This is a genomic window from Devosia sp. P2_G7, from assembly GCF_056403495.1.
The window spans coordinates 224,167-250,108 of the sequence record NZ_JBFUFI010000004.1 but is presented as its reverse complement, the minus strand read 5'-3'; the positions used below and the strand labels follow the sequence as shown (position 1 = coordinate 250,108).

Sequence of the window (25,942 nt, the reverse complement as noted above, 5' to 3'; positions counted from 1 at the left end):
GATACCTTAGCACTGGAAGGTCGAAGCGGCCTTCAGCCAAACGAGAAGCGAATGTCGAACGAAATCGTCACTGATGTGGTCATCATCGGCGCGGGCCCGGTGGGTCTGTTTGCCGTATTCGAGCTGGGTCTGCTCGATGTCAAATGCCACCTCGTCGACATTCTCGACCGTCCGGGCGGGCAGTGCGCCGAGCTCTATCCGGAAAAGCCGATCTACGACATTCCTGGTTTCCCGGTGGTCACGGGGCAGGGCCTCGTCGACAACCTGATGCAGCAGATCGCGCCGTTCGGGCCCCAGTTCCATTTCAGCCGGATGATCACCTCGCTGGTGAAGCAGGACGACGGCACGTTCGTCCTCACCACCGACGCCGACGAGAGCTTCCGCTGCAAGGTGGTGGTCGTTGCTGCCGGTGGCGGTTCGTTCCAGGCCAAGCGCCCGCCGGTCGAGGGCATCGAAGCCTATGAGAACAAGTCGGTGTTCTATGCCGTCCGCAAGATGGACGATTTCCGCGACCAGGACGTGGTGATCGTCGGCGGCGGCGACTCCGCCCTTGATTGGACCCTCAATCTGCAGCCGATCGTCCGCTCGCTGACGCTGGTGCACCGCCGCGACGCCTTCAAGGCGGCGCCGGCCTCGGTCAACAAGATGAAAGAGCTGGTCATGGAGGGAAAGATCAACTTCCTCCTCGGCCAGATCGGCAAGATCGACGGCGCCGATGGCCAACTCCACCACATCCACATCACCATGGATTCCGGCGACATCCCGGTGCCGGCCACGCGCCTCCTACCGTTCTTCGGCCTCACCATGAAGCTGGGGCCCGTCGCCGACTGGGGGCTCGAACTCAACGACAACCTGATCGCCGTCGACACCGAGAAGTTCGAAAGCTCCGTCCCAGGCATCTTCGCCATCGGCGACATCAATCACTACCCGGGCAAGCTGAAGCTCATCCTCTCGGGCTTCCACGAGGCCGCGCTGATGGCCCAGGCCGCCAAGGCGGTCGTCTCGCCCGGCGAGCGCGTGGTGTTCCAGTACACGACGAGCTCGACCAAGCTGCAGAAGAAGCTCGGCGTGGTGTGATAGAAGCACCGGCCCCTCCGTGATCCTCCCCCGCGTGGCGGGGGAGGGGGACCAGCGAAGCTGGTGGAGGGGGCGGCCAGGTGCACAGACCTTCGCTGGGATGACACCGGGACAATTTTCCAGTAATGGGGCACGCCACGCCCCACGTCACCGGAGCCAATGCACCGATGAAAATCCTCGTCACCGACCAGTCTGGTACCGAACACGAGCTCGAGGGGCTCGATGGCTGGCGCACGATGGAAGTGATCCGCGACTGGGGCCTCAACATCAAGGCCGAGTGCGGCGGCGCCTGTTCGTGCGCCACCTGCCACGTCTATGTCGATGACGAGTGGTTCGACAAACTCCCGGCGCCAAGCGACGACGAGGAAGACCTGCTCTACTCGACGCTCGACAAGAAGCCGAACTCGCGGCTGAGCTGCCAGATCCTCTTGAACGAGGATCTCGACGGGATGCGCGTCACGCTGGCCCCGAGCGCCGCCAAGGACTCCGAGGCGGCATAGTCCCCGCCGCCCATCAGATACGAAACAGCGGGCGTCCGGAGGTCACTGGACGCCCGCTGCACTTGGCTCCCGTTAGCGGCGGACCCGGGAGCGCCGGGCTCTGATATGGCCCGTTAGCGAAGCTGCGCTTCGGCCGTCGCGGCAGGACGCAGCAAACTTCCGTAGACCCAGCCTGTCCGGCCGGTCTCGTCGGTGATCAGCACCCAGCCCTGCACGTTGTCGCTGATGTTGACCCAGCTGCCGCCCTTGAGCGTGAATACCTGGGGCTGGGTCTTTTTCGGGCCCGCCCGGACCCGAAGCGCTTCCACCGCGACGGTGTGGCTGAACGCCGGTGCCGGCAACGCCGCCAGTGGGTCTGGCGTAGCGACAGCGATGGGTGTCACCGGCACCGATCTGGCGACATTGAGGTCGTCCGCCTTGGCTTGCGGCAGGCGGGCGATGTAGCTGGGCTTGAGATTGGTGGTCTTGACCGGCATGGACGCGGCGACGCTGCTCACCGTGTCAGCGCTGTACTTCAATCCCCCAACGGTCAGCGTGCCGGAAACCAGCGCCACGGCCGAGAACGTGGCGAGTGAGACAAGCAAGTGGGCCAATTGCAGCTCCCTTGTTGGAGAGCCGCAAAGCCGCGCCGGACTTGCTCTTCTTGCTCGTGCGTCCGGCTGGCCACGGGCTCTCGTAGCGATATTAAGTTCCGAGGCAGCAGGAAGTTCCGTCGCGCCGTGGAATCGCCCCCGGCGGCGGCACCGCGCTTCAGCTCCGCGCCGCCGGTGGGCGCTGGCCTAAGCCGCCTGCTCCAGCGCCTCGACGTCGCGCCCAGCCTTCAGCGTCTTGGTGTACCAGGCCAGTTCATCGAGCATCGCCGTTACCGTCGGCGCCAGGTAGTCGTAGTCGGCAAAGTCCTTGCCGCCGCGCAGCATGCCGAGCAGCGGCTCCATGTTGATGTGGACGCCCGCCCTCATCGGCACCATGCTGAGTTCCACTGCCATCAGCCGAAGCTGCTCCACCGCGCGCGCCGCCCCCACGGCGCCATAGCCGACGAAGGCAGCCGGCTTCCGCGCCGGCTCGTCGTAGATATGGTCCAGCGCGTTCTTCAGCACACCCGAGATCGAGCGGTTGTACTCGGCCGTCACGAAGATGTAGCCGTCGAGTTCCGACACCTTCCGTGCCCACTTCAGCGCCACCTCGTTGGTCTGCGGCACGAAGCGCGGCGAGCCGACGGCGTCGAAGAACGGGATGGGATAGTCGCGCAGGTCGACGATTTCATAATCGGCGTCGCCGCGGGCCTTGGCGATCTCGAGCACCCATTGGGCGGGGCGGTCGGCGAAGCGGGTTTCGCGGGTGGTGGACAGGATGATGCCGATACGGGGCTGGGTCATTTGGATGTCTGCCTTGTCAGGAATGCATGGGTGGCCACCAACGGAGACCTAGTCACCGTCAGTAACTGGCGCTATGTTGGTGACTACCTCGGAGGTGCACAAGACGGCACCGTTTCTTCACGGAGTTACCCATGGACGACCTGGTCACCCACACGGAACTGCCCGCAGCGACCGCCTCCGACGCCGTTGCTGCAGCGTTCGAAGCCATCCGTACCGAGCCGCACAACTTTGCCGAGTGCCAGCGCGCCATGCTGCCAGTGCACGAGGTGCTGGCACAGATCAGCGGCAAGTGGACGATTCTCGTGGTGCGCGGCCTCAGCGACGGCCCCAAGCGCTTCTCTGAGCTGAAGCGGCAGATCGACGGCGTCTCTCAGAAGATGCTGACCGCGACGCTGCGTGATCTCGAAAAGGATGGCTTCGTCTCCCGCAAGGTGACCCCGTCGATCCCCCCGCGCGTGGACTATGCGCTGACCGAAATGGGCGAGGAGTTGCAGGAACCGCTGCGGGTCATCGGCAACTGGGCTCATATCAATCGCCACCGCGTCGAGGAAGCGCGCGAGCGCTTCGCCGAGCGCGAGGCCGAGGCCCGCGCCCTGGCCTGGTGATCAGGCGGGCTTTAGAGCCCGCGCACCGGCCCACTGGTTGACGATCAGCCCGGTCATCACCAATAGCACGCCGACCACCTGAAGCGGCGCCGGGACCACGTTGCGGATCACCGCATCGAGGATGAAGGCCACCACCGGCGTGATCAGCACGAACGGGATCACCGAGGCTGCACCGAGCGCCACGATGGCCCGGAACCACAGGATGAAGGGCAGGGCGGTCAGCACTACCGCAAGGATCGCCAGCCCCAGCACGTTGCTCCACTCGATCGACGCCGGCAGGTCGCCGATGAGCAGCGCCAGCACAGCGAGCTCGGTGCCGCCGATCAGCAACTGCCAGGCGGTGAAGCTGACCAGTGACATCTCGGCCGGCCGGCCCCAGCGGTTGATCAGGATGCCGCCCAGCGAGCCGGCGACGACGCTGCAGAGCGCTGCGACGACCCCGAGCATGTCGATCCCCGCATCGCCGCGCAGGATCACCAGCGTCACACCAACCGCGCCGATCAGGATCGAGACGATCTTCAGCAGCGTCGGCGGCTGGCTGAGCAGCGCCCAGGCAAGGAGAATGGTGATCAGCGGTCCCAGCGTCTGGAACGTCCCGGCGACACCGCCGGGCAGCCGGATGGCCGAGATGAACAGCAGCGAAAAGAACGCCCCGAAGTTCAGCGTCCCCAGCACGATCAGCTTGGGCCAATAACCCCTCGGCACCATCTGTCGGGCAAACGCCAGCAACAGGAGGCCACCGCCCAGCGCCCGCACCGAGCCGATGAAGATCGGGTTATGCGGCAGCATGGTAGTGGTGATGATGTAGGTGAAACCCCACAGGATCGCCGCGCACAGGGCAGCCAATTTCAGGTTCATCGCGGGGCTCGGGAATCAGGTGGAATGGCGAGCGTAGGACCCACGAGCTGGGCTGGATAGTGCCACAGCGCTAGAGGGGCATGGGATAGGCCCCGCTCCACTCCCACTCTGGGGGTCTGCTCTCGCGAGGATTGCCCCCGTGGCGGAGCTCGAACGTGCTCCAACCATCGCCCGACACCTCGGACATCAACGCGTAGTCCAAAAAGGTCGTCATGGATTTCTCCAAATAAGACTAGTGGTCGACAATCCATTTTGCTGCACCCATCTTGGCGCTTCTTGAGGATTGGCGAGGGGCACTCTCCCAGTGAACTGGCGTACCCACGGCAGCGCGCTCACGATCTGAGTGGTTGGCGGCGCCTCGGTGGCTTTGAGGCTGCCCGAGATAAACGTGACATCGTAGCGATTGTCGTCGCCTGGCACGTAAATCGCGCCCTCGGGACTGCTCGCCGATGGAAAGATGAGAAGGTTCGGAAGCAACGCGGGGTTCAGCGGGCACTCAGCATCCAACTCAGCGACTGATTTGAGCCACAACGCTCCAGTGCCGTCGGTCACAGACGGGAGAAGCCCGCAATTTGCTGTCAGGAGGTAGCCAAGAGATCTTCGATGCTCGTCGGTTGTCGTCAGCAGAGCCACAAGAACCCGTCCGTCGGATAGGCGCATCGGGATGGCGTCTGCAAACGCGTAGCTTGAGACTTGTGCGTGCGGGCCGCTCCCATCCCTAAGTGTCACGAAACGGGACCTGACGACGCCGCTGCCAACGACTTCGTCGTCGCCAACCTGGTACCTCAGCGATATCTTGTAGCTCTTCTCGATCCTTGTGACGTTTGAAGCACCGCCGCCGGGGAGCGTGGCCCGAAAGAACGCGCCCGTAACCCAAGGAATAGCAACGAACGCCACGAGAATGACGACCAAGCCAAGCGAAATAAAGATGATGAGTGGTTTCAAAAGGCCCCTCCAACTACGTCATTCATATGAAACAGTGGGCACGGCCCCAAAATCTCATTCATGCCCCATTCACCCTCATCGGACTACCCAGCGCGCGCTTCGCGGGGGGCTTCGCGAGGGTCACGATGGACTTCTATACAATCTTCAAATTCCTGCATGTGCTCGCAGCCATGGCCTGGTTCGGCGGCGGCGCGGTCATGCTGCTGCAGGCGGTGCTGGCCATGCGCCAGGGCGACGACGAAAGCCTGATGCGGGTCACCGGCGGTCTCGGCAGCCTTGCCATGCTGTGGTTCCTGCCAGCCTCCGGCCTGACGCTGCTGTTCGGCCTCGTCACCGTGTTGCTCGGCAACCTCTGGGGTGAGGCGTGGGTCATTCTCGGGCTGCTCGGCGCCCTGGCCAGCTTCGTCGTCGGCCACTTCTTCCTGCGCCCGATGGGCGAGCAGGCTGCCGGGCTCATTGCCGACGGCAAGGTCGCCGAGGCCGCCGTGTTCGGCAGCCGGATGATCCGTATCGCCATGGTCGATTACGCCAGCATCGTCGCCATCGTCGCGCTGATGGTGCTCAAGCCCGGCTGGACTGACATTCTGGCACTGCTCGTGATCTACGGCGGCCTCGGCATCGCCGCCTTCCTCATCCTCGGCGGCAGGGAGCGCCTCAGGGCTCTCCGCGCCGAGTGAGCGCTGGTGATCGCCGCCTTGCTTGGGGGCGGGCGGCGATCACCGGTGGGACTCAGTCGTCCTCGTCTTCATCCTCGTCGTCGTCATCATCGTCTTCATCGTCGAAGTCCATGTCGACGAGTTCAGCGACTTCCACCGTGCCGCCATCGGCGAGCACCGGGCAGCCCTTGGCGATGGCGAGCGCAGCGTCCATGTCGTCGGCCTCGACGATCGAGTAGCCGCTGACCGCATCGGACGGGGCAGGGCCCACCGAACCATCGGACCCGACGATCATTGTCGCGCCGACCGGGCTGCCGAGATCCAGCATCGCCTCGCCGGTGGCTTCGAGCCATTCGTTCCAGGCGAGCATCACGGCCGCCTGCGCCTCTTCGCTCTCGGGGTTGCCACCGCCATGGTAGGCCAAGAGATAGTTGGGCATCGCGCATCTCCATATCGCCGGCAAAGTGCCGGATAGGAAACGGGTAGCCCGTCGATGCGACTCTTGTGTGAAGGCGATCAGGCGGTTTTGCGCTCGATTTCCTCGGCCGTCTGCTGCGGCGCGGCGAAGCGGCCGACCCAGTCGGTGAAGCGCTCGACCCAGATACCCAGATTGGTGCGGATACGCTCGTCGGTGATATTGCCGTCGTCGTCAATCGAGCCGGGGCGAGACTGGAAATAGATCTCCGGCGCGCCCATCAGCGCGAGGCCCAGCACCGGCAGGATGGAGCGCAGGTGCGCCTGCGCGGCCGCCGTGCCGCTGACGCCGCCGGTGGCGCCGGCAATCGCGGCGGGCTTGCCCGACCACACGCCATCCCCATAGGGCCGCGACGGCCAGTCGATGGCGTTCTTCAGGATGCCCGGAATCGAACGGTTGTACTCGGGGGTGACGAACAGCACGGCGTCGGCTGCCGCGATCTCGCGCTTCAGCCGGATCACCTCGGCCGGCGGATCGTTCCACAGCGCGTCGTCATAGAACGGCAGGTTGCCGATCTCGATATAGTCGAACGTCAGCCGGCCGGCAGCCAGCTTTTCCAGCGCCTTGGCGAGCTTGAGATTTGACGAAGTCGGGCGTGTGCTCCCGACGAAAACGGCAACCCGGTACATCGGTGCCCCCTTGGTTACAATTTGTGACTGGGGGTGGATATGTGCCTATGGTTCGAACGGCGCAAGGCGGCACAAAGTTGTAACTGGCATCCGCCCGACAAACGAAAGGGCCGGGCATGGGCCCGGCCCCCTCAGAAGGGCAAATGGTCCTTACAGCGTGTCGCGCAGCCAGGCGGTGGTCTTGTCGATCACCTGCTTGCCGATCTCGGGCTGCTCGCTGTAGACGCCGAGCATGTGGTCGGCGCTGGGAATGGTCAGGGCTTCGGTCTTGCCGGCGGCCAGTCCGAGATACTGCTGGAAATAGCCGGTGGCAGGATCGGCATCGCCGGCGATGGTCAGGAACGGCCCGGCATACCCGGAGAACCGCGCTGCGAGATCGTGCTTGGCGAGGCTGTCGAAGAACGTCTGCTTCAGTGTCACGACGCGCCAGCCGAGATCGATGCTGGCGACGCCCTCAGTCTTCGCCTTGTCGTAGAAGTCCTGGCCGAGGAACTCGTGGAACTCCGCCTGCAGGTCGCCCATCTGGCCCCACACCACCACCGACTTGAAGTCGTCGGGCTCGAGCATGGCGACCGCAGCGCCGAAGCTGTAGCCGATGACGCCGACGCGGGCCGCATCGATGCCGTCGACGCCGGCGAGATAGGCGCGGGCCTCAGCGGCATCCGCGACCAGCCCCTCGAGCGTGGTGTCGGCCATGTCGCCGGTGCTCTCGCCATAGCCGCGGAAATCGATACGCAGCGAGGCGATGCCTTCGGCGGCCAGTGCCGCGGCCTGCTGGGCAAACAGCCCGCCCACTTCGTCACGCGAGCTGCCGAAGCCGTGCAGCATCACGACGGCCGGGCCGGTGGCGCCGGCGTCGGGCACGGACAGGGTACCCTTCACACCGCTGGGCAGGTCCACGACCGTCTCGGACGCGAGGGAAACACTGGCCAGCAGCGCGAAAGCGAGGGTGGCGGCGGTCTTGGTGCTGGTGCTGAGGATCGACATCGACATTCTCCGTTGTTGGCGCGAGGCCGGGTGATGTCGTCAGTTCTAGCGACGGGGGCCGGGGAGAGATTGGAGAAATCCGACAATGCGCAGGTGGCCCGGATCTCTCAGTCGGGCACCTTCTCCCACAAGGGGAGAAGGCCAGGAGGCTACCCCTTCTTCTCCGCATTGAGCACGTTCGCCAGCTCCGGGATGAAGTCCTTCACCATCGGCTGCTTCACCACCTCGAACGGCAGCGGCCGCACCACGCGCATCGCCGCGATGCCGACGCGCACCGTCATCAGCCCGTTGACCACGCCCTCGCCGAGCCGCGCCGAGAGCTTCGAGGCCAATCCCTGGCCCAGCAGCTGCTCGACCACGCCATCAGTGAGCACCAGCCCACCCGTCACCGCCAGGTGCGCGAGAATGGCCCCGATCAGCCGCCACGTCCCGATGAACCCCGGCCGCGCCCCATAGAGCCGGGCGATGTCGCCGCCCAGCCGGACGCTCTCGAAGATCACGAAGGCAATGTCGATCAGCGCCCGCGGCGAGACCGCGGTGACCAGCGCCACGCGCCGCGCCGAGGCCGCCGTCAGCGCCCGTGCCCGGGCATCGAGCGGCGCCATCAGCAGCCGCTCACCCAGCCGCACATGCTCGGCGCCGTCGAAGATGTGATGGGCATTGCTCTCGAGCTCGTCCCGTGGACGGGCCAAATCGGGCCGGCGGGCGTATATCTCGAGCAACTCGCGGGTGATCGCCGCGCCGTCCTTATTGCGATCGCTGGCCAGCGCCGCGATCGCTGCATGGCGCAGCCGGTCCAGCGCCCTCAGCCGCATCAGCGATGCGACCTCGCGAATAATAATCACCACCAGCGCGATCACCAGCGCCGCCAGCACAGCCAGTCCGACCCAGCCGAGCCATGGCTGCGTGGCGAACAGGTCGGCGACCAGCCGCTCCGCCGCCAGCCCCAGCGCCAGCGACACCAGGATGCCGCCGGCGGTCCATGCCACCCGCCCGACCCAGCTGAGCAGGCGCGGCGGCCGCGCCGTGTCGTCCAGCGGCACGTCGATATCGGTGATCGGCTCGATGCTCTCGGGCAGCGCGACAGCCTGCGCCGGCTCGAACGCCCGAGGGCGGCGCGGTTCGTCGGCGGCCGCGCCACTGGTGGAGACCGTGCGGGCAAAAGGCGGTTTCATTTCAGCCAGTCCCCGATCAGGTAGTCGAGCGCCCGGTCGAAGCGGATATGCGGCAGCACGACGTTGCCCTCGGCATTCTTGTCCAGCCGCTGCGGTGGTTGGAACCGCATGAACTTGAGCGCAACCGGCCGGCCGTCCTCAAAAAGTGAGTCCGGATGTTCCGGCAAGTCCCCGGGAAACAAGGCGATTTCGGTGTTGCCGTCATAGGTGGTGCCATCCAGCACCTCACCCTTTTGCGGCGTCCCAACGATCACCTCATGCCGCTCGCCCCCCTCCTCGATGACGCTCTCGCGGGTGGCGCGGATCGCCGCGATGGCCATCGAGCGGGTCTCCGCCCCGGCGAACCGGGCCTTGCGTGCCGCATCGGCGACCAGCCGGTTCATCACCGCTTCGAGCCGGTCGTGGCTGGAGGAATGGATGTGGTCGGCCTTGGTGGCGGCGAACAGGATCCGGTCGATCCGCCGCGCCACCAGCCGGACGATCGGATTGTTGTCGCCCTGCCGGAAGCAGGCAAGGATATCGGTGAGCGCGGTTTCGAGATCGGCGACAGCGGCCGGCCCGGCATTCAGAGCCCGTAGCGTGTCCACCAGCACGACCTGCCGGTCCAGCCGGGCGAAGTGATCGCGGAAGAACGGCCGGACGACGATCGCCTTGTAGGCCTCGTATCGTCGCTCCAGCATGGCGTAGAGGCTCGACGAGCGCACCGGCCCTGTCGGCGGCGGCAGCGGTGCAAAGGTCAGCGCCGGGCTACCCTCGAGGTCACCCGGCAGGAGGAACCGACCCGGGGGCAGGGTGCTAAGCGCCCGTCCGTCCTCGCGGCTACGGCGCAGGTAGTCCGTGAAGGCCACGGCGAGCCGTTCAGCATCGACGTCAGTGGCCTCTTTCGAGCTGTCCGTTTGTTGTAATTCGTTCAGGAATGCAGCGGACTCGGTTTTTGAATGGGGCAGCTCTGCTCGCCTAAGTGCCTGCTCGCTCCATTCCGCAAAGCTCAGCGAAAGCAGCGGCAGGTCGAGCAGCCACTCGCCGGGATAGTCGACGATATCGAGATTAAGCACCGTCGGTCCGAACATCCCCGACACCCAGCGCTTCGACTGGAACTTCAACGTCAGCCGCAACTGGCTGATCTTCCTCGTCGATTCCGGCCAGTGCGGCTCCTTGCCGGTCAGTGCCGCGAGATGCTGCTCGTAAGCAAAACGCGGCACGCCCGCATCCGGGTGCTCGGCCAATCGGGCGCCGATAAAGCGCCCCTCGGTCAGCGCCGCAAACCCCGGCAGCCGCCCGCCGGTTAACAGGTTATGGACCAGCGAAGTGATGAAAATCGTTTTGCCAGCACGACTTAGGCCGGTAACACCAAGCCGCAAGGTCGGCGTGAATGGGGCGGCGGCCGCATCGGCGAGGTTGCCCAGCGCGATGCCGATCTCGTCGGTGATGGTCGTCGGCGATTGCGGCATCAGGGTCCCCGGATCGCCGGGAAGGTAGGCGGTCCCCGCACGATTGCAAGGCTACCGCGCTGGGCGCTCTAGAGGAATCGTGATCGCACGGTTGGGGGATTCTTCACTGTTGTTCGCCTTATCTGGGGCATGGCTTACGCTGTAGCTCGTAGCTTCGAGAGTGATGCGGCGGAACTCCTGGGTGTTCCGCGCGAGCGAACGGCTGGCGACCGACTGCATCTCGATGTCGCCAAGCTGTTGATTTCAAATAAGACCCTGCGGCTCACCGACCTCGCCATCGCCATGCGGCAGACGGCGGAGTGGGGCTCCAGCCTCGCCTCGACGATCATCGCGCTCGGGTTCGTCAGACCCATCGACTACTACCGGGCGGTCGCCGAGGTGTACGGCTTGCCGTTCGTCGATCTGCAGAAGGAGCCGATCGACGAGAGCCTGACGCGGGTCGAGGACCGCGCCGACTATGCCGAGCGCAATATCGTGCCGTGGCGCCGGATCGACGGCCGGCTGATCCTCGCCGCCACCGAAATCTCGACCGAGCACTTCCTGTGGGGCGACGAGCGGTTCGGCGCCGACAACTACGATTTCGTCATCACTTCGCCGTTCGACATCCTGTGGCAGACGCAGCAGCTGTTCCGCGAGTGGGACAGCTTTTTCGCCCGCGAGGCCCTGTACTCCTGGAAGCCCGAGCACTCGGCCAAGTTTACGGTAACGCGGCCGCAGAAGCTGGTGCTTTGGGGCATGCTGGCGGCGTTGGTGGCGGGCCTTTTGCTCGCGCCGATGGCCACTGCGGTCACGCTGATGGCGTTCTTCACCACCATCTACACGCTGACTTTCGCGTTCAAGTTCGTGCTGACCTTTGTCGGCGCCTCGCGCAAGGCTGACATGGAAATCTCGGCCGAGGCGATCGCTGCGCTGAAGGATAACGAGCTGCCGGTCTACACCGTACTGGTGCCCATGTACAAAGAAGCGAAGGTGTTACCGCTCCTCACCAAGGCGCTGAAAGGGCTCGATTATCCGGCCTCGAAGCTCGAGGTGAAGCTGGTTCTCGAGGAAGACGACACCGAGACCATCGAGGCGGCCAAGGCGCTGCGGCTGCCCGGGACGTTCGAGATCGTGCGGGTGCCCCCGAGCCAGCCCAAGACCAAGCCGAAGGCCTGCAACTACGCGCTGCAGTTCAGTCGCGGCGAGTTTGTCACCATCTACGACGCCGAGGACCAGCCGGAGCCGGATCAGCTGAAGAAGGCGGTGCTGGCGTTCCGCAACGGCGATCCGCATCTCGCCTGTGTGCAGGGGCGGCTGAACTACTTCAACCGCTCTGAAAACTGGCTGACGCGGATGTTCACGCTCGAATACAGCCAGTGGTTCGATTTCCTGCTGCCAGGCCTCGACTGGCTGAAAGTGCCGATCCCGCTGGGCGGCACCTCCAACCACTTCAAGCTCTCGGCGCTGCGCAAGGTCGGGGCGTGGGATCCCTACAACGTCACCGAGGATGCTGATCTCGGCGTACGGCTGGCGCAGGAAGGCTACACCGTCGGTGTCATCAATTCGACCACCTACGAGGAAGCCAACGGCGTCTTGCCGAGCTGGATCAAGCAGCGCTCGCGCTGGATCAAGGGCTACATGCAGACCTGGCTGGTGCACATGAGGCACCCGATCCAGCTGTGGAAGTCGATCGGCGCCAAGGGCTTCTTCTCGTTCCACTTCTTTATCGGCGCGCCGCCGTTCACGATGCTGCTGGCGCCGATCCTGTGGGTGATCACCTTCCTCGTGTGGTTCACCAACAGCTGGGATTTCGGCTGGCTGTTCCCCGAGCCGTTCGGCACCATGGCGCTGTTCAACCTGGTGATCGGCAACCTTTTCCTCGTCTATTTCGGAGTCATCGCCGCGCTGAAGCGCCGCTATTACGACCTGGTGCCGGTGGGCGTGCTGCTGCCGTTCTACTGGGTGCTGCACTCGATCGCGGCCTACAAGGCCTTCTGGCAGCTGATCTTCAATCCCCACTACTGGGAAAAGACCGAGCACGGCACGTCCAGCGTCACGCAGCAGACCCTTGAGCAGGTCAAGAGCGAGGCGGCCAAATGAGCCTCGCAGACATCACCGCCTTCGTCACGGCTCCGCCCAAGCGCGTCAAGTTCTGGCGGCTGTCCACAGTCGCGGTGACCGTCACGGCGCTTTCGGCCTTCCTGTGGCTGGCGCAGTACGTCATCGACAACGGCTTCCTGCGCCGCGACATCGCCGCGTTGCAGGCCGGCGAGGCCTGGCGTACCGGCGGCTGGCTGTCGCACGCGGTGCTGCGGATCGTCGGGTTGATCCCCTACACGCAGGTGCAGCAGAGCGTGCTGTCGCTCACCGCCGCAGCGGCCACCGGGCTGATGTTCGGCATCCTCTATCATCGCATGCGCGCCAACGGATGGTTCGTCATCGGCACGGTGCTCACCCTCGTCGCGCTGGGGCTCCATGCCGACGTGCTCTACGTCACCACCGCCGCCAGCCGCGGCCTGCCGCTCTACTTCGCGTTCGCGGCGCTGATCCCGGCCATCCGTGGCATCGAGGATGTTGGAGACGTGCAGTCCGCCATCGGTCTCGGCCTACTCATGCCGCTGCTGCTGCTCGCCAGCCCCATCACGACGCTGCTGATCCTGCCGTTCGCCCTTGGCGCCGCGCTTGCCGAGCCCGACGGCCGCCGCGATCCCCGCGCGTTTTTCGCCATGCTGCTGGTAGCCATTCTGCCGTCGCTGATCGTCGCCGTGGGGATAATCGGCTTTATCGCGCAGGCGCGGCTCGATGTAGCCGCGGCGCTGCTCCCCTATGTCGCCACCTACGGTACCCTGCGGTTCGGCGACGTCGGCACCAGCCTGTTGTCGCTCGTCACCTTTGCGCCGGTAATGGTGGTACCGCTGGCCTACTGCTTCTGGCCCAGGCTGCCGGAGAAGCGGCATGTGTTCAGCGCGCTCGCCGTCATCGTGCTCCCGGTCTATCTCGCGGTTGCGCGGGTCATCCTCAACACGCAGATGCAGGCCTTTGTGCCCGCGGTGGCGCTCCTGGCGGCCTTCGCCTCGTGGCTGGCGGTGGTGCGCCTGCCGATGCCCCTGCGGCTCTTCGCGCTGGTCATGCTGGGTGTCTCGGTCATTCTCAGCTGGACCGTCACGGGCTTGTGGGATGATCCGCTCTGGAAGGCGGCGTTTTTCAACGCCGTGCCGGGCGAAGTCGGCAACCTCTCTTTGCGGCCGGGCGTTTGACCTCCCAACAAAGGAGGACGAAATGCACAAGCCCGTCGTCGAAATCGACACCACCATCGCTGCGCCTGCTGCCACGGTCTGGAAGGCCATGCAGAAGGGCGCCATGTTCCCCGGCACGACGATCGACACCGACTGGAAGATCGGCCATCCCATCACCTTCAAGGGCGAGTGGCAGGGCAAGAGCTTCACCGATCGCGGCGAGATCCAGAGCCTTTCCGAGGCCAAGGAACTCAGCTTCACCCATTGGAGCGACAAGGACGGCTCCGCCAAGCGCCCGCCCAGCTATCACGTGGTAAAGTATGAGCTGGAACCAACCGGCCAGCGCACCAAGGTGACGCTCAGCCAGTTCAACGAGGGCGAGGAGACGCAGGTAGATGCCAAGACGAGGGCGGAGTTCGAGAAGAACTGGTCGATGATGCTGGACGGGCTGAAGAAGTCGGCCGAGGGGATGCACTGACTGCAGCAGACGCCCCCCTCCCGGCCTCCCTCTTCAACGGGGGATGGGAGGGGGCGTCTCTCTCAGTTTTCGCGCGAACGAATTGAACGAATATCGTTCTATCCGTTCAATCCGATCTTCTCGAGCTCGTACGGCGTGGTCTGGTAGATCTCGTTGATCCAGTTCTGGAACAGCAGGTGCGCATGGCTGCGCCAGCGGTTCTCCGGCTCCACGGTGGTGTCGCCGTTGGGGAACAGGTTCACCGGTGGCGGCGTATCGAGCCCGGCCTTCACGTCCCGCTCGTACTCGTCCGCCAGCGAGCGGTTGTCGTACTCGAGGTGGTTCAGCATGTAGAGGGCAGGGCGCACCTTGTCCTGCAGCATGCAAACGCCGATTTCCTCATTGTCGATAAGGACTTCGAGGTCTTTGCCAAGGCTGTTCCGGTCGATGTCGTTGTAGCGGCTGACCGGGATCATCGGGCTGTCCGAGAAACCATGCAGCCACGGCGTCTGCGGGCCGACCAGTTTGTGCCGGAACACCCCGAAGGCCTTGCTGGGCATGCGGTAGCGCTTCGCCCCGTGGAAATGGTGCAGCGCCGCCTGGGCGCCCCAGCAGATGAACATCGTGTGGTGCACGTTGGTCTGCGTCCAGTCCATGATCTCGAGCATTTCGGACCAGTACTTGACCTCCTCGAACGGCATGTTGGCGACCGGCGCGCCGGTGACGACAAAGCCGTCAAACCTTTTCTCCCGCACCTCTTCCCAGGTGGAATAGAAGCTCTTGAGGTACTCTTCCGAGGTGTTCTTGGACTTGTGGTCGCTCACTCGCACCAGCGTCAGGTCGACCTGCAGCGGCGTCGCGCCGATCAGCCGGGCGAACTGCGTCTCGGTGCGTTCCTTGTTGGGCATAAGGTTGAGCAGCCCGATCTGCAGCGGGCGGATGTCCTGGCGGGCGGCGCGGGAGGAGTCCATGACCATGACACCCTCCGATTCAAGGGTCTTGGCCGCAGGCAGGTGGTCAGGGATACGAATGGGCATGATGTCCCTCTAGATGGGTAAGCGATCGGGTGAACTGAAGCGGCGCCGCGGACGGCGCTATCGCATTCGCTTCCGGATCGCTCCCGCCACGAGGTCGAGGAATTCGTCGCCATCGCGCACCGTGGCGAGGTCGCTGGCTTCGATGGTGTAGCCGAAATTGTCGGCGAGCAGTTGGTAGCGTGGCAGCCGATCTTTCAGCAGCGCCTCGAAACCCCACGCGCCAAAGGCATCCGGATCGACGTCGGCGTCGTCCATGACCTTGTTGAGCTTCTTGAACTCGGCCCACTTCTCGACGAGGAAATGTGGCTGGTAGTACATCGGCTTGGGGCTGTGCTTGAAGCGGCGGACCAGTTCCGCCGTGTCGTGCTCGGTGCCCCGGATGTAGAGCAGCAGGGTGCTCGAAGTCAGCGCCTTGATCACCGGATCCTCGGCATTGGCCGGGTCCACCACCTCGATCAGCGAACCGCCGGTGTCGGCGATGAAGTTCGAGTAGCCGTAGAGCGTATCGGCGCGCTCGATGAAGTAGGGCACATCCTCGAGCGCCGCGATCTCGGCAATCCGGTGCTGCTCCTGCCGCCGCTGGTACTCATCGAGCGGCAGGCCGCCACGGCGCGTATCGCCCGGCCGCCCGAGATAGGTCGAGAGCGGGTCGAGGTTGGCGAAGGTGATGTTGCTGTCGATCTTGATCGAGTCCGAGCGCAAGAGGTCTCGCAGGAACGGCACCTTCATGGCCTCGGCCTTGAAGTTGTCGACAATGAACTCGCCCATGTAGCGCGTGCCGATGCGGTAATCGGCCGAGTAGTGGAACCACTGGTGCTTGCGCAGCAGCGCCGCCAGCCAGGTCTTGCCGACGCCGGCCATGCCGAACACCGTCACGGCGTGACGCGGCGCGCTCAGGAAGTCCTCGGCGGAGTTGAACAGCATAGGGGCGGGTCCGGTTCGGCGCATGGATTTAGACGATGCGCGCAGAGCGGACAAGGGCAGGGGCTCCGGCGAGATCTCACGCTATCGGCAATTCCTGCCGCATAGCTCGGACTCTTTTGCCTTGTTATCGCCGCACCCGTTACCGGCGTGCCAGAAAACCCAGCAAATTCAACGGTATCCCGATCTGGCATCACCCTTGCATTGCTTTACCCGAACCCGCGTGTCCGCACGCCAAATGGGGGTATGGAGCAAACTATGGGCATCTACGGCGCTCTTTCGACCGCAGTCACCGGGCTACGCGCCCAATCCTTCGCGCTCGAGAACATCTCGGGCAACATCGCCAACAGCCAGACCACCGGCTTCAAGCGCATCGACACCGATTTCGTCGACTTGATCCCCGACGCACCGCAGAAGCGGCAGACCGCCGGTTCGGTCCTGGCGCAGTCGCGCTCGACCAACAACCTGCAGGGTGACGTCAAGGGCACGTCGACCGAAACCAACATGGCCATCAACGGCAACGGCTTCTTCATCGTCGAGCCGCCGATCGGCCAGTCGGACGGTGACGCGCTGTTCGCGGGCGCCAGCTATTACACCCGGCGCGGCGACTTCGAGCTCGACAAGAACGGCTACCTGGTCAACGGCTCGGGCTACTACCTGAAAGGCCTGCCGATCGACCCGGTGACGCAGAACATCTCGGGTTCGGTGCCGCAGGTGCTGCGCGTCTCCAACTCGTTCCTGCCGGCGCAGCAGACCACGCGCGTCAACTACGAGCTGAACCTGCCGCAGCTGCCCAAGACTGCAGCGTACCAGGCGGCGAAGACCGTCGGCAGCGAGCTGCTGCGGGCGCAGGACTTCCTGACGCTCACGCCGGATACTCCGGCCACCACCTCGGGCGCCACCACGACGGGCACGGCCTTGCCGTCAACCATCGCCGCAGCCGGTGACTCGCTGAGCGTTGCCGTCAATGGCGGCGCAGCGACGACCATCAACTTCATCAGCGGCGGCGGCAGCTCCGGCAACAACATCGACATCACGGCCTACGCCGATGTCGACGCGATGCTGACTGCGGTTCAGGGCCTGCTGCCGGGTGGCGTCACCCTCGCCCGGAACACCGCCGGTGCGATCACGGTTACGGCGGCCAACGCCAGCGACACGGTCACCCTCACCGACAATACTACCGGCACCTCCACCACCGGCTTCAACCTTGCCAACGGCACGATCAATCCGACCGTGTCGGCCGCGACGGCCCTCTCCGCACGCGTCAACGCCGTCAGTGCCGACGACGCGGACACTTTCGTCGCCCAGTCGATCTCGGGCGGCGCGATCACGGTCTATGCCGGCAACGGCGCTCCCGCCAACGTGCAGGTGCGCTGGGCCAAGGTGAACTCGACCGCCAATGGCGGCGCTGAGCGCTGGAACATGTTCGTCCTCACCAACTCGGAAGCCACCGGTTCCGGTACCGCCTGGACCCGCATGGGCGGCGACTACACCTTCGGCGCCGACGGTTCGCCCAACCCGGCAGTGGAATACACCGACCTGCCGGGGCTCACGGTGAACGGCGTGACCATTGGCGACATACGTCTGCAGCACGGCGCGAACGGGCTCACCCAGTTCGCCGATCCGAACGGCACCGCCGAGGTGACCACGCTCAACCAGAACGGCTACGCCGCTGGTGAGTACGTCTCGGTCGCGGTGAACGACAACGGCCGCGTCGTCGTCTCCTACAACAACGGCCAGCAGCTCGAGGTCGCCCAGGTGGTGACGGCGAACTTCAATGCCGCGAATGCACTGAAGCGCATGGATGGCGGCGTGTTCGCCGCGACTTCGGAGTCGGGCGAGCCGCTGCTCGACAATGGCGGCGTCATCGGCTCCTCGCTCGAAGCGTCGAACACCGACATCTCCGAGGAGTTCACCAAGCTGATCATCACCCAGCAGGCCTATGCCGCCGGCACCCGCATCGTCTCGACCGCGGACCAGATGCTGCAGGAAGCACTGAACATGGTCCGCTGAGGCGGCGGATGAACAGAGCTGTCGCGGGTCAACCGCGGCGGCTCGGGATGGGGCTGGAGTAGGACGGAATGGGGCTTTCGGTTACCCTCAGCAATGCGCTCAGCGGGATGCGCGTCGGGCAAAGCGCGCTCGACACGCTGTCGAACAACGTCGCCAATGCCGGTACCCCCGGATACCACCGGCGTTCGGTCAGCATCATCGACTCGGTGGGCGTCAATTCCACCTATGCCCGCGAGGGGCAACTCACCCGCACCTTCAGCCAGAGCCTGCAGCAGCACTACACGCGTGCCACGGGCGAATCCGGCTTCTCCAGCGTCAAGGCGAGCTTCCTCGATCGCGTGCAGACGCTGTTCGGCAAACCCGGCACGACCGGCTCCGTCGATAGCGCCTACAACGCCTTCGAGAGCGCGCTGGCGGCGGCTGCCACCAGCCCGGACAGCTACGCCAACCGCGCCGACCTGGTGCAGAAGGCCGAGGGGCTGGCGGGGACGCTCAACCGGCTCACCTCCGACATCCAGTCTCTGCGGCAGGAGACCGAGTCGCGGCTCTCCAACAGCGTCGACACCATCAACAACCAGCTGCAATCGCTGGAGAAGGTCAACCTCAGGCTGGCCGACCAGGGGATCGATCCGACCTCGCGCGCCACGTTGCTGGACCAGCGCGACCGGCTGGTCGAAGGCCTGTCACAGCAGATGGATCTGCGCGTCAGCTATCGCGGCGACGGCACGGTCTCGCTGATGACCCGCTCCGGCGTCGGCATCCTCGATGTGAAGGCCTCGGTATTCTCGTACGAGAGCGCCGGTGCGCTGTCGGCCAGCTCGCGCTTCAGCCCCAACGATGCGGTCAGCGGCGTTGGCAAGCTCACTATCATGACCCCGGCCGGGCTCGAGATCGACCTGGTCAAGCAGAACGTTCTCAGCTCCGGTGAGCTCGCCGGGCTCATTGAGTTGCGCGACCAGTCGCTGGTGGAGGCACAGGACCAGCTCGATGAGATCGCCTCCTCGCTGGCTAAGGCGATGTCGACCAACGTGACCACGGGAACGCAGGTGACCTCGGGCGCCTCCAATGGCTACGAGGTCGATCTCGCCAACGTCCGCAACGGCAACGAGTTCACCTTCAAGTACCTGCAGGGTGGCGCCGAAAAGAACGTGCGCGTACTGCGCGTCGACGACACCTCGAAGCTGCCGATCGACTATATCGATGCCAACGGCGCGCGAGTGGTCGGGCTCGATTTCTCCGGCGGTGCGGCGTCGGTTGCGGCGCAGCTGCAGGGAAAACTCGGTACCAGCCTCTCGGTCAGCAGCCCATCGGGCACCATGCTGCGGGTGATGGATGACGGCGCCGCCGGCACCACCGACATGCTGTCGCTGCAGACGCGGACCACGGCGACGGGCCTGCAGAACGGCGGCCTCGGCTTCTCCCTGTTCGTCGACACCAACAATGCCGACTATACCGACAGCCTCGACGGCGTCGGACAGAAGCTCGGTTTCGCCGGGCGCATCAGCGTCAACCAGGCGGTGGTGAACGATAACAAGCTGCTGGTGCAATATACCGGCACCACGCCGCTCGGCGACCAGAGCCGGCTGAACCAGATCGTCTCCAACCTCGACGGCATGCGCTTTGCCGGCGCCGAGGGATCGAGCGGCACCACCGCGAGCTTCCGCCTCGGCGGCACCGTGGCCGACATCATCTCGCAGACGATCAACTACCAGGGCAACGCGGCGGCCTCCGCGATCTCGGACAGCGAGACGCAGGAGATGACGCTCGATGCGCTGACGCAGCGCCTCGACAGCGAGTACGGCGTCGACGTCGACGAAGAAATGGCACGTCTGATGGAACTGCAGAACGCCTTCGCCGCCAATGCGCGCGTGATGAGCGTAGTGCAGGAACTGATGGACTCCCTGATGCAGCTCTAAGGTGCGAACACCATGACCTCAGTCGGCAAGACGATGTTCCCGCTCGCCAACGGCATCAAGAACATCACCAACATGAAAGAGCGCTACGACAAGCTGCAGACGCAGCTGTCGAGCGGGGAGAAGGCCTCGACGCTCGCAGAGATGGGCTCGGACCGGTACTTCGACCTGGCGCTGCGCCAGCGCGTGGCGCGGATGGATGGCTACCAGCAGTCGATCTCGACCGTGAACCTTCGCCTCGAAGTGCTGGATACGGTGATGAGCCGGCTCGACACTATCGAGTCCGACGCCCGCGCCGCGGCTATTTCTGGCGGCGGCGGCACCTCCGGCATCAACTTCCAGACCACGCCGACGCTCGCCGGTTCGCGCTTCGACGAGGTGATGACGCTGCTCAACACCGATATCGCTGGCCGTTACATGTTCGGCGGCAACCGCACCGACAGCAAGCCGGTCTCGACGCCGGCGGACCTGATGAACGGCGTCGGCGCGCGCGCGGGGTTCAAGCAGGTCGTGGGTGAGCGGAAGCTTGCCGATCTGGGGACCGACCACCTGGGCCGGCTCGACATCAGTACCGTGACCGACACGGTGACGCTGGCGGAAGAGACCACCGTGTTCGGCATGAAGCTCTCAGGCGTCACCACCACCTCGGCGAACATCGCGGTGACCGCCCCCGGTGGTGGCCCGCCGCCGCAGCTGACGGTGCAGTTCGGCACGCCGCTGCCGTCTGCTGGCGACAAGGTGCAGGTCAGCTTCACCATGCCGGATGGCACCGAGGAGCAGGTCGTCCTCGTCGCGACCACCGCCACGCCGGGCGCAGGCGAGTTCCAGATCGGCGCCGATGCCGACACCACCGCGGCGAACTTCGGCACGGCACTCACCAGTTCGGTGAAAAACCTGGCCGAGACCGCGCTGGTTTCGGCATCGGCCTATGCCGCAGCGGACGACTTCTTCAACGGGCAGGGCGAGCAGGTGATGCGCGTCGACGGCCCGCCCTACGACACCGCCACCGGCCTCATCGCCGGCACCTCGGCCAACACGATGCTCTGGTACAATGGCGAGGACAGCGCCGATCCGCGCAACACCGTCACCGCCCGGGTGGGTGAGGGCACGACCGTGGGCTATGGCGTGCAGGCCAACGAAAGTGGCTTCCTCAATCTGATCCAGACGCTCGCCGCCGTGGCCGTACAGGATTTTCCGGACAGCGATCCGACCTCGGAGGAGCGCTACACCTCGATGATGTCGCGCAACGCCTCGCGGCTCGCCGACACCAAGGACAATCAGCCGGGCTCACTGGCGGCCATCACGGTCGAACTCGGCCTCGCGCAGAGCACGACGGGCGCCATTGCCGAGCGGCACACGGCGCACTCGGCGCAGCTCGGCAACATGCTGGAGCAGATCGAGTCCGCGCCGACCGAGACCATCGCGATGGAGATCCTGGCGCTGAAGACCCGGCTGGAAGCCAGCTACCAGACCACCGCGCTGCTGAGCCAGCTATCGCTCGTGAACTACATGCGCTAGCGGCCGCCAACGTTCCGCAGACCCCGATCGCACAAGTCATCCCCGCGAAAGCGGGGATCTCTGTTTCTGGTGCGCAGGCATGGCCGCTGGAACGGCTAGAAACAACAAAGCCCGCGTTTCCGCGGGCTTGATCATTCGCAGCGATATGTCGCGCTCAGCTTTGGCCGGCGCGCAGTCCGGTGGCGATCTCGCGGTTGATGTTGATCAGTACGGTGAGCTTGTTGGCCGACGGCTCGGCCTGGATGGTCATCGTCTGCTTCATCACGAACAGGCCGAGGTTGGCGATGTTCTCGCGCAGCGACTTGGGCAGCGGGCTTTCCTCGCCGGTCACCGAGCCGAGGAACACGGTCCAGAGCTTGCGGTTGAACATCAGGGCGTTGTGGAGCTCGTGACGCTCGTTGTCCCAATCGTCCCTGATGCGCTGCATCTGGCCGGCAGCTCGAGAGAGGAGGTTCGCCTCGAGGAGACGAGGATTAACCGTCTGCCTGCCTACCTGCTGGTAGGCGAGGGCCGCACTATTCTGCATTGCCGAGGAGTTCCTGTTCGTACTGGATCAGCTTTTTCGCAGCCTTGAGTGCTTTGTACAGGGAGCCGGTTAATATCTCGTTATTGATTTCGTCAACAATGCGGATTGTTGATGGCGCTGCCGTGATGATGTCGTTGACCAGTTGAAAGTAGTCCTGCGTAAGTCGTTCGACGCTCTCATGAATATACATGAGCTGCACCGCCAAGTAGATGCGCTTGGCGGGACTGTCGGCGGTGTCGAAAGTCAGGATATCCTTCTCGCGCAGGATTGGCGCCTTACCGTCGATGAACAGCCGCGTGCGCTGATCCGAGTTGGTGATGACGCAGTTGCCGACGATCAGGCGTTCGCCCGGCTTCAGTTCGACCTTTAGCGACATATCGGTGGCTCGACCCCATGATTCCGTGGAGCAGCATACTGCATACGGCGCGTCACCAAAACGCTACCGGCGCAGGGCGAATGCGAGTGCTCCGAGACCAAGGAGGATGAGCAGGGCGCCGCCCAGGATGAACGGTGCCGGGACCCCGAAGCCGGCGCTGATCAGGCTGCCGAGGAACGGTGCCGACATCATGGCCGAGATCATCGCGGCCTCGCCGGCGGCAGTGACCCGGCCGATCCGATCAGGTGGCGTTTCGGCCTGGATCACCGAGCGATAGGGCACCATCATGAACACCGTGGTGCCGCCCATCACTGCCATCACCCCACAGAACAGTGGGAACGGGATGGCGAGGCTCCACCCCGCCGCGAGCGCCACGGCGATGGTCACCGGGCCGGAGATCAAAGCCGGGATGGCCATCATCGCCAGGGGGCGCTTCGGCCTGACCATGCCCGCTAGAAATGCCCCGACGACGCCGCCGACGCCGGAAGCGGTGACGGTCAGCCCGAAGGCCGTTGCGTCGTAGCCCAGGCGGCTGGTCAGCAGCGCAATCTGCGTGTCGTAGAGAAAGAAGATGAAGTTGGCCGCGGCGGCAAAGATCAGCACCGCGAGCAGCCGCCGGTTGCGCCCGAATTCGGCGATGCCCCCGGACACGCGGCGCAGGAATGGCTCCGCGGTACCGTGGAGCACATGGGCGCGAGGCGGCAGCTTCAGGCCCAGCAGGATCAGGAACGCCACGACGGACAGGAAGCCGTTGACGACGAACACACCCTGCGCCGGCAGCAGCGCCAGTAGCAGCCCGCCAGCCGCCGGGCCTATGATCTTGCTCGCCTGGTTGATGCCCTGGTGCAGGCCATTGGCGGCCATCAGCAGCGGCTCGGGCGTCGTCAGTTGGATGGCCGACTGCCGGGCGGGGGTGAAGGCGGAATCGACGATGCCGCGCAGCAGGACAAGCAGCAGCAGAACCTCAACATTGGGCGCCAGCGCCAGGGCGAAGGTCAGCGCGCCACGGCCAAGGTTGGAAACCAGCAGCACGCGCTTCAACTCGGTGCGATCGACCCAGGCGGCGAGCAGCGGGCCGGCGATGACGTAGGGCAGGGAGAAGGCCAGGGCCAGGAAGGCGAGGGCGACCGGGCCGTGGCCCCAGACATAGGCGATCAGCGCAACCACGGCGACGTAGTCGAACCAGTCGGCGAAATCGGCGGGAATGGCCGCAAACAGCAGCCGGCGCTGGGCCGGGATGCGGAGGATGTCTCGGAACGGCGTCATGGGTGCGACGATTGCCCGGCGAGCGACCCATGACAATGGAAAAGGCGGGCACCGGCCCGCCTGTCCTCAAGTCTCTGCCAATGCCGCTAGAACAGCCGCAGCACGGCCTGGTCGGCCTGCGAGGCCATCGACAGCGCTGTCGAGGACAGCTGCTGGCGGGTCTGCAGCGCGAGCAGGTTCGCGGCTTCCTGGTTGGTATCGGCCAGCGTCAGGTTCGCGGCGCCGGTTTCCAGGGTGTTGATCATCGACTTGGTGAAGTCGTTGCGGTTCTCGACGATCGACAGGTTCGAGCCGAAGGCTGAGGCCTGCGAGCGGAGCTTGCCGAGAGCATCGCCGAGCTTGCCGAGACGGGCATCGAGCGAGGCATCGCTGTCGAAGTCTGCGTCCACCGCGGAGGCGATACCGAGCGTCGTGTTGTTCACCGAGGTTGGGTCGCCATCGGAATCCTTGGCCTGGATATCGATGGTGGAGGTGCCGGTCTCGTTGAATGTCAGCTTCAGCTTGTCGCCGCGTAAGAGGTTGATGCCGTTGAACGAGGCGTCGTCGGCGAACTTGTCGAGCTGGTCGCGCAACTCGTTGAACTGCTTGACGAGATTCTTGCGCACCTCGTTGCCACCGATCTCGGCAGTGCCCGAGGTCCCGTCGATCTCGCCGTCGGTTCCGACGCCCTTGACGGTCAGCTCTTCGGTCGAGAGGTTCTCGATCCGGAGCTTGCCGTTGTCGTTGGAGGCGCGGACCTTGTCCTTGAGGCTGGTGTTGGTGTTGATCGACTGGACGAGCTGGTCGACCGAATAGGTGCCGGCTGTGGCGCCGGCGGTCACGCCGGGAGAAGCGCCGAACACTGCAGCAGCACCAGCCCCGCCGACGGTGACGGAATTGGAGCCATTGGCCTCACCCTGGAGGTCGATGCGGTTGCCGCTGCCTCCCACCGTGACGCCCGACACTCCCTGCGCCGTCAGCTGCGACTGGATGTAGCTACGGGCCGTGGTCGCGTCGGGGGCGTTGGAATCCGTAAGGTTGATCGTCGCGGTGTTCGTGCCGTTGCTGATGGTGATTGGTGCCGACGGTGTACCGGCCTGCGCGGTGATGCCGAACGTCGCGTTTACGTTGCCGCCAACGTCCACGTCGCCGTCGACGGCCGAAATCGACAGGTTGCTGCCCGGGCCTGCCGTGCTTGCAATGGTGATGTTGGTGCCGTCGTTGGTTACCGATGTGGCGAAACCATCCGCCAACAGTTGCCCCTCGAGCAACTGGGTGAGCTCATTGATGTCGTCGACGACGTTGTCGTTATTGCCATACATCGAAAGCTGGAAGCTATCGATCGTTATGGGCCAGGAAACGCTGCCAAAACCCCCGGTTTGAGAGAGTTGGAACGCGACCGCGTCGGAGCCGCTGAACCCCGTCGTATCGGCGTTGAAGGCGAAGGACACCGAACCGTCGCCAGGCGGGACGAAATCCGCTGACGCCGCAACCGTCGACTGCACCGCGCCGGCGCTGCCCAGCGATACGCCGACGGCGGTGCCGCCAACGGCGCCGCCGGAGAACTCGAGCAGGCCGGTGCGGCCCGGATCCATGGTGAAGGACTGGGTCTTGAACGACTTGTCCTGCCGAGCCTGGCGCAGCGTCGACTGCATCGACTCGACCGTCTTGGTGATCGAACTCAGGCCGTTGTCGGCGGCCTCGATGGTCTTGATGCCGTTCGACATCAAGTCCAGCAGGTTCGACATGTCACCGGCGCGGCTGTTCAGCGACGCTGCAGTGAAGAAGTTGGTGGGGTTGTCGAGTGCCGAGTTGACCTTGAGGCCAGTGGCCAGGCGCTCCTGCGTCTTCGCCATCGAGGTAGCGGTCGATTGGAGCGAAAGCAGGTTCGAGCGAACCGCCTTGGAGAGGTTTACTTCGGCCACGTCACAAACCTTCTGGTCTGTCTAGCATGCCCGCATCCTGGGGCCCGGCTCGTCACAATGAG

General features: G+C 64.8%; 25 protein-coding genes. 10 read left to right on the top strand and 15 right to left on the bottom strand.

From position 1 onward, the window contains the following. Nucleotides 1-51: 51 nt before the first annotated feature. Nucleotides 52-1,077: an NAD(P)/FAD-dependent oxidoreductase gene (locus AC1DWU_RS09140; protein WP_477149661.1), complete on the top strand. Its 1,026-nt coding sequence runs from the start codon at nt 52-54 to the stop codon at nt 1,075-1,077. A gap of 167 nt (nt 1,078-1,244) precedes the next feature. Further along, complete coding sequence (locus AC1DWU_RS09135) at nt 1,245-1,577, top strand: 2Fe-2S iron-sulfur cluster-binding protein (protein ID WP_477149660.1); 333 nt, start codon at nt 1,245-1,247, stop codon at nt 1,575-1,577. A gap of 113 nt (nt 1,578-1,690) precedes the next feature. Here AC1DWU_RS09135 and AC1DWU_RS09130 read toward each other — a convergent pair whose 3' ends face one another. After that, nucleotides 1,691-2,170, bottom strand: a complete 480-nt coding sequence (locus AC1DWU_RS09130; protein WP_477149659.1) for an SH3 domain-containing protein — start codon at nt 2,168-2,170, stop codon at nt 1,691-1,693. Nucleotides 2,171-2,356: 186 nt separating this feature from the next. Further along, a complete protein-coding gene (locus AC1DWU_RS09125) occupies nt 2,357-2,953 on the bottom strand; it encodes an NADPH-dependent FMN reductase (RefSeq protein ID WP_477149658.1) in 597 nt (198 codons plus the stop codon). Between the two features lie 131 nt (nt 2,954-3,084). Between AC1DWU_RS09125 and AC1DWU_RS09120 the strand changes: the two genes are divergently transcribed. Further along, nucleotides 3,085-3,558, top strand: a complete 474-nt coding sequence (locus AC1DWU_RS09120) for a winged helix-turn-helix transcriptional regulator (RefSeq protein ID WP_477149657.1) — start codon at nt 3,085-3,087, stop codon at nt 3,556-3,558. On the opposite strand, the gene AC1DWU_RS09115 is transcribed toward AC1DWU_RS09120, so the two are convergent. Both AC1DWU_RS09115 and AC1DWU_RS09110 read right to left on the bottom strand, forming a co-directional pair. After that, entirely contained in the window at nt 3,559-4,416 is an 858-nt protein-coding gene (locus AC1DWU_RS09115) for an EamA family transporter (RefSeq protein WP_477149656.1), read from the bottom strand. A 210-nt stretch (nt 4,417-4,626) separates the two neighbouring features. After that, a complete protein-coding gene (locus tag AC1DWU_RS09110; RefSeq protein WP_477149655.1) occupies nt 4,627-5,361 on the bottom strand; it encodes a hypothetical protein in 735 nt (244 codons plus the stop codon). Nucleotides 5,362-5,486: 125 nt separating this feature from the next. On the opposite strand from AC1DWU_RS09110, the gene AC1DWU_RS09105 reads away from it, so the two are divergent. Next, entirely contained in the window at nt 5,487-6,038 is a 552-nt protein-coding gene (locus AC1DWU_RS09105; protein WP_477149654.1) for a DUF2269 family protein, read from the top strand. 52 nt (nt 6,039-6,090) lie between these two features. Here the strand turns inward: AC1DWU_RS09105 and AC1DWU_RS09100 are convergent, their stop codons facing one another. From AC1DWU_RS09100 to AC1DWU_RS09080, 5 genes are all read right to left on the bottom strand, one after another. Beyond that, complete coding sequence (locus tag AC1DWU_RS09100) at nt 6,091-6,456, bottom strand: YciI family protein (protein ID WP_477149653.1); 366 nt, start codon at nt 6,454-6,456, stop codon at nt 6,091-6,093. 77 nt (nt 6,457-6,533) lie between these two features. After that, complete coding sequence (locus AC1DWU_RS09095; protein ID WP_477149652.1) at nt 6,534-7,121, bottom strand: NADPH-dependent FMN reductase; 588 nt, start codon at nt 7,119-7,121, stop codon at nt 6,534-6,536. A 150-nt stretch (nt 7,122-7,271) separates the two neighbouring features. Next, nucleotides 7,272-8,108, bottom strand: a complete 837-nt coding sequence (locus AC1DWU_RS09090; RefSeq protein ID WP_477149651.1) for an alpha/beta hydrolase family protein — start codon at nt 8,106-8,108, stop codon at nt 7,272-7,274. 149 nt (nt 8,109-8,257) lie between these two features. Next, nucleotides 8,258-9,283 carry a YcjF family protein gene (locus AC1DWU_RS09085; RefSeq protein WP_477149650.1) on the bottom strand — a complete coding sequence of 342 codons (1,026 nt, stop codon included), beginning with the start codon at nt 9,281-9,283 and terminating at the stop codon, nt 8,258-8,260. Next, a complete protein-coding gene (locus tag AC1DWU_RS09080) occupies nt 9,280-10,734 on the bottom strand; it encodes a YcjX family GTP-binding protein (protein ID WP_477149649.1) in 1,455 nt (484 codons plus the stop codon). The genes AC1DWU_RS09085 and AC1DWU_RS09080 overlap by 4 nt, the downstream gene beginning before the upstream one ends. A 129-nt stretch (nt 10,735-10,863) precedes the next feature. Here AC1DWU_RS09080 and AC1DWU_RS09075 point away from each other — a divergent pair, with 129 nt between their 5' ends. From AC1DWU_RS09075 to AC1DWU_RS09065, 3 genes are read left to right on the top strand one after another with little or no spacing between them, the layout of a single operon-like run. Then, the gene (locus AC1DWU_RS09075; RefSeq protein WP_477149648.1) at nt 10,864-12,813 is read left to right on the top strand and encodes a glycosyltransferase family 2 protein; all 1,950 of its coding nucleotides are present in this window, start codon (nt 10,864-10,866) and stop codon (nt 12,811-12,813) included. Beyond that, on the top strand, nt 12,810-13,970 hold the full coding sequence (locus AC1DWU_RS09070) for a hypothetical protein (protein ID WP_477149647.1): 1,161 nt from the start codon (nt 12,810-12,812) through the stop codon (nt 13,968-13,970). Before AC1DWU_RS09075 ends, AC1DWU_RS09070 begins: the two co-directional genes overlap by 4 nt. 22 nt (nt 13,971-13,992) lie before the next feature. Next, complete coding sequence (locus AC1DWU_RS09065; RefSeq protein WP_477149646.1) at nt 13,993-14,427, top strand: SRPBCC family protein; 435 nt, start codon at nt 13,993-13,995, stop codon at nt 14,425-14,427. 98 nt (nt 14,428-14,525) lie between these two features. On the opposite strand, the gene AC1DWU_RS09060 is transcribed toward AC1DWU_RS09065, so the two are convergent. Beyond that, on the bottom strand, nt 14,526-15,443 hold the full coding sequence (locus AC1DWU_RS09060; RefSeq protein ID WP_477149645.1) for a homoserine O-succinyltransferase: 918 nt from the start codon (nt 15,441-15,443) through the stop codon (nt 14,526-14,528). A 57-nt stretch (nt 15,444-15,500) separates the two neighbouring features. Continuing rightward, on the bottom strand, nt 15,501-16,367 hold the full coding sequence (locus AC1DWU_RS09055; protein WP_477149644.1) for an ATPase: 867 nt from the start codon (nt 16,365-16,367) through the stop codon (nt 15,501-15,503). A gap of 255 nt (nt 16,368-16,622) precedes the next feature. On the opposite strand from AC1DWU_RS09055, the gene AC1DWU_RS09050 reads away from it, so the two are divergent. From AC1DWU_RS09050 to AC1DWU_RS09040, 3 genes are all read left to right on the top strand, one after another. Further along, nucleotides 16,623-18,377 carry a flagellar hook protein FlgE gene (locus AC1DWU_RS09050; RefSeq protein WP_477149643.1) on the top strand — a complete coding sequence of 585 codons (1,755 nt, stop codon included), beginning with the start codon at nt 16,623-16,625 and terminating at the stop codon, nt 18,375-18,377. Nucleotides 18,378-18,445: 68 nt separating this feature from the next. Further along, nucleotides 18,446-20,293, top strand: coding sequence for a flagellar hook-associated protein FlgK (flgK, locus tag AC1DWU_RS09045; RefSeq protein ID WP_477149642.1), 1,848 nt, complete (start codon nt 18,446-18,448; stop codon nt 20,291-20,293). 12 nt (nt 20,294-20,305) lie between these two features. Next, nucleotides 20,306-21,808 carry a flagellin N-terminal helical domain-containing protein gene (locus AC1DWU_RS09040; protein ID WP_477149641.1) on the top strand — a complete coding sequence of 501 codons (1,503 nt, stop codon included), beginning with the start codon at nt 20,306-20,308 and terminating at the stop codon, nt 21,806-21,808. A 154-nt stretch (nt 21,809-21,962) separates the two neighbouring features. Here the strand turns inward: AC1DWU_RS09040 and flaF are convergent, their stop codons facing one another. From flaF to AC1DWU_RS09020, 4 genes are all read right to left on the bottom strand, one after another. After that, complete coding sequence (gene flaF / locus AC1DWU_RS09035; RefSeq protein ID WP_477149640.1) at nt 21,963-22,334, bottom strand: flagellar biosynthesis regulator FlaF; 372 nt, start codon at nt 22,332-22,334, stop codon at nt 21,963-21,965. Further along, nucleotides 22,324-22,710, bottom strand: coding sequence for a flagellar biosynthesis repressor FlbT (gene flbT, locus AC1DWU_RS09030; protein ID WP_477149639.1), 387 nt, complete (start codon nt 22,708-22,710; stop codon nt 22,324-22,326). The genes flaF and flbT overlap by 11 nt, the downstream gene beginning before the upstream one ends. Nucleotides 22,711-22,773: 63 nt before the next feature. Continuing rightward, nucleotides 22,774-23,976 carry an MFS transporter gene (locus AC1DWU_RS09025; protein WP_477149638.1) on the bottom strand — a complete coding sequence of 401 codons (1,203 nt, stop codon included), beginning with the start codon at nt 23,974-23,976 and terminating at the stop codon, nt 22,774-22,776. 86 nt (nt 23,977-24,062) lie between these two features. Then, entirely contained in the window at nt 24,063-25,880 is a 1,818-nt protein-coding gene (locus tag AC1DWU_RS09020; protein ID WP_477149637.1) for a flagellin N-terminal helical domain-containing protein, read from the bottom strand. Nucleotides 25,881-25,942: the final 62 nt, after the last annotated feature.

Bases quoted from the DNA above. Each gene is read 5' to 3' on its own strand.
- AC1DWU_RS09140 (WP_477149661.1), top strand. From the start codon at position 52: ATGTCGAACGAAATCGTCACTGATGTGGTCATCATCGGCGCGGGCCCG.
- AC1DWU_RS09135 (WP_477149660.1), top strand. From the start codon at position 1,245: ATGAAAATCCTCGTCACCGACCAGTCTGGTACCGAACACGAGCTCGAG.
- AC1DWU_RS09125 (WP_477149658.1), bottom strand. From the start codon at position 2,953: ATGACCCAGCCCCGTATCGGCATCATCCTGTCCACCACCCGCGAAACC.
- AC1DWU_RS09120 (WP_477149657.1), top strand. From the start codon at position 3,085: ATGGACGACCTGGTCACCCACACGGAACTGCCCGCAGCGACCGCCTCC.
- AC1DWU_RS09115 (WP_477149656.1), bottom strand. From the start codon at position 4,416: ATGAACCTGAAATTGGCTGCCCTGTGCGCGGCGATCCTGTGGGGTTTC.
- AC1DWU_RS09105 (WP_477149654.1), top strand. From the start codon at position 5,487: ATGGACTTCTATACAATCTTCAAATTCCTGCATGTGCTCGCAGCCATG.
- AC1DWU_RS09100 (WP_477149653.1), bottom strand. From the start codon at position 6,456: ATGCCCAACTATCTCTTGGCCTACCATGGCGGTGGCAACCCCGAGAGC.
- AC1DWU_RS09095 (WP_477149652.1), bottom strand. From the start codon at position 7,121: ATGTACCGGGTTGCCGTTTTCGTCGGGAGCACACGCCCGACTTCGTCA.
- AC1DWU_RS09090 (WP_477149651.1), bottom strand. From the start codon at position 8,108: ATGTCGATCCTCAGCACCAGCACCAAGACCGCCGCCACCCTCGCTTTC.
- AC1DWU_RS09085 (WP_477149650.1), bottom strand. From the start codon at position 9,283: ATGAAACCGCCTTTTGCCCGCACGGTCTCCACCAGTGGCGCGGCCGCC.
- AC1DWU_RS09080 (WP_477149649.1), bottom strand. From the start codon at position 10,734: ATGCCGCAATCGCCGACGACCATCACCGACGAGATCGGCATCGCGCTG.
- AC1DWU_RS09075 (WP_477149648.1), top strand. From the start codon at position 10,864: ATGGCTTACGCTGTAGCTCGTAGCTTCGAGAGTGATGCGGCGGAACTC.
- AC1DWU_RS09070 (WP_477149647.1), top strand. From the start codon at position 12,810: ATGAGCCTCGCAGACATCACCGCCTTCGTCACGGCTCCGCCCAAGCGC.
- AC1DWU_RS09065 (WP_477149646.1), top strand. From the start codon at position 13,993: ATGCACAAGCCCGTCGTCGAAATCGACACCACCATCGCTGCGCCTGCT.
- AC1DWU_RS09060 (WP_477149645.1), bottom strand. From the start codon at position 15,443: ATGCCCATTCGTATCCCTGACCACCTGCCTGCGGCCAAGACCCTTGAA.
- AC1DWU_RS09055 (WP_477149644.1), bottom strand. From the start codon at position 16,367: ATGCTGTTCAACTCCGCCGAGGACTTCCTGAGCGCGCCGCGTCACGCC.
- AC1DWU_RS09050 (WP_477149643.1), top strand. From the start codon at position 16,623: ATGGGCATCTACGGCGCTCTTTCGACCGCAGTCACCGGGCTACGCGCC.
- flgK (WP_477149642.1), top strand. From the start codon at position 18,446: ATGGGGCTTTCGGTTACCCTCAGCAATGCGCTCAGCGGGATGCGCGTC.
- AC1DWU_RS09040 (WP_477149641.1), top strand. From the start codon at position 20,306: ATGACCTCAGTCGGCAAGACGATGTTCCCGCTCGCCAACGGCATCAAG.
- flaF (WP_477149640.1), bottom strand. From the start codon at position 22,334: ATGCAGAATAGTGCGGCCCTCGCCTACCAGCAGGTAGGCAGGCAGACG.
- flbT (WP_477149639.1), bottom strand. From the start codon at position 22,710: ATGTCGCTAAAGGTCGAACTGAAGCCGGGCGAACGCCTGATCGTCGGC.
- AC1DWU_RS09025 (WP_477149638.1), bottom strand. From the start codon at position 23,976: ATGACGCCGTTCCGAGACATCCTCCGCATCCCGGCCCAGCGCCGGCTG.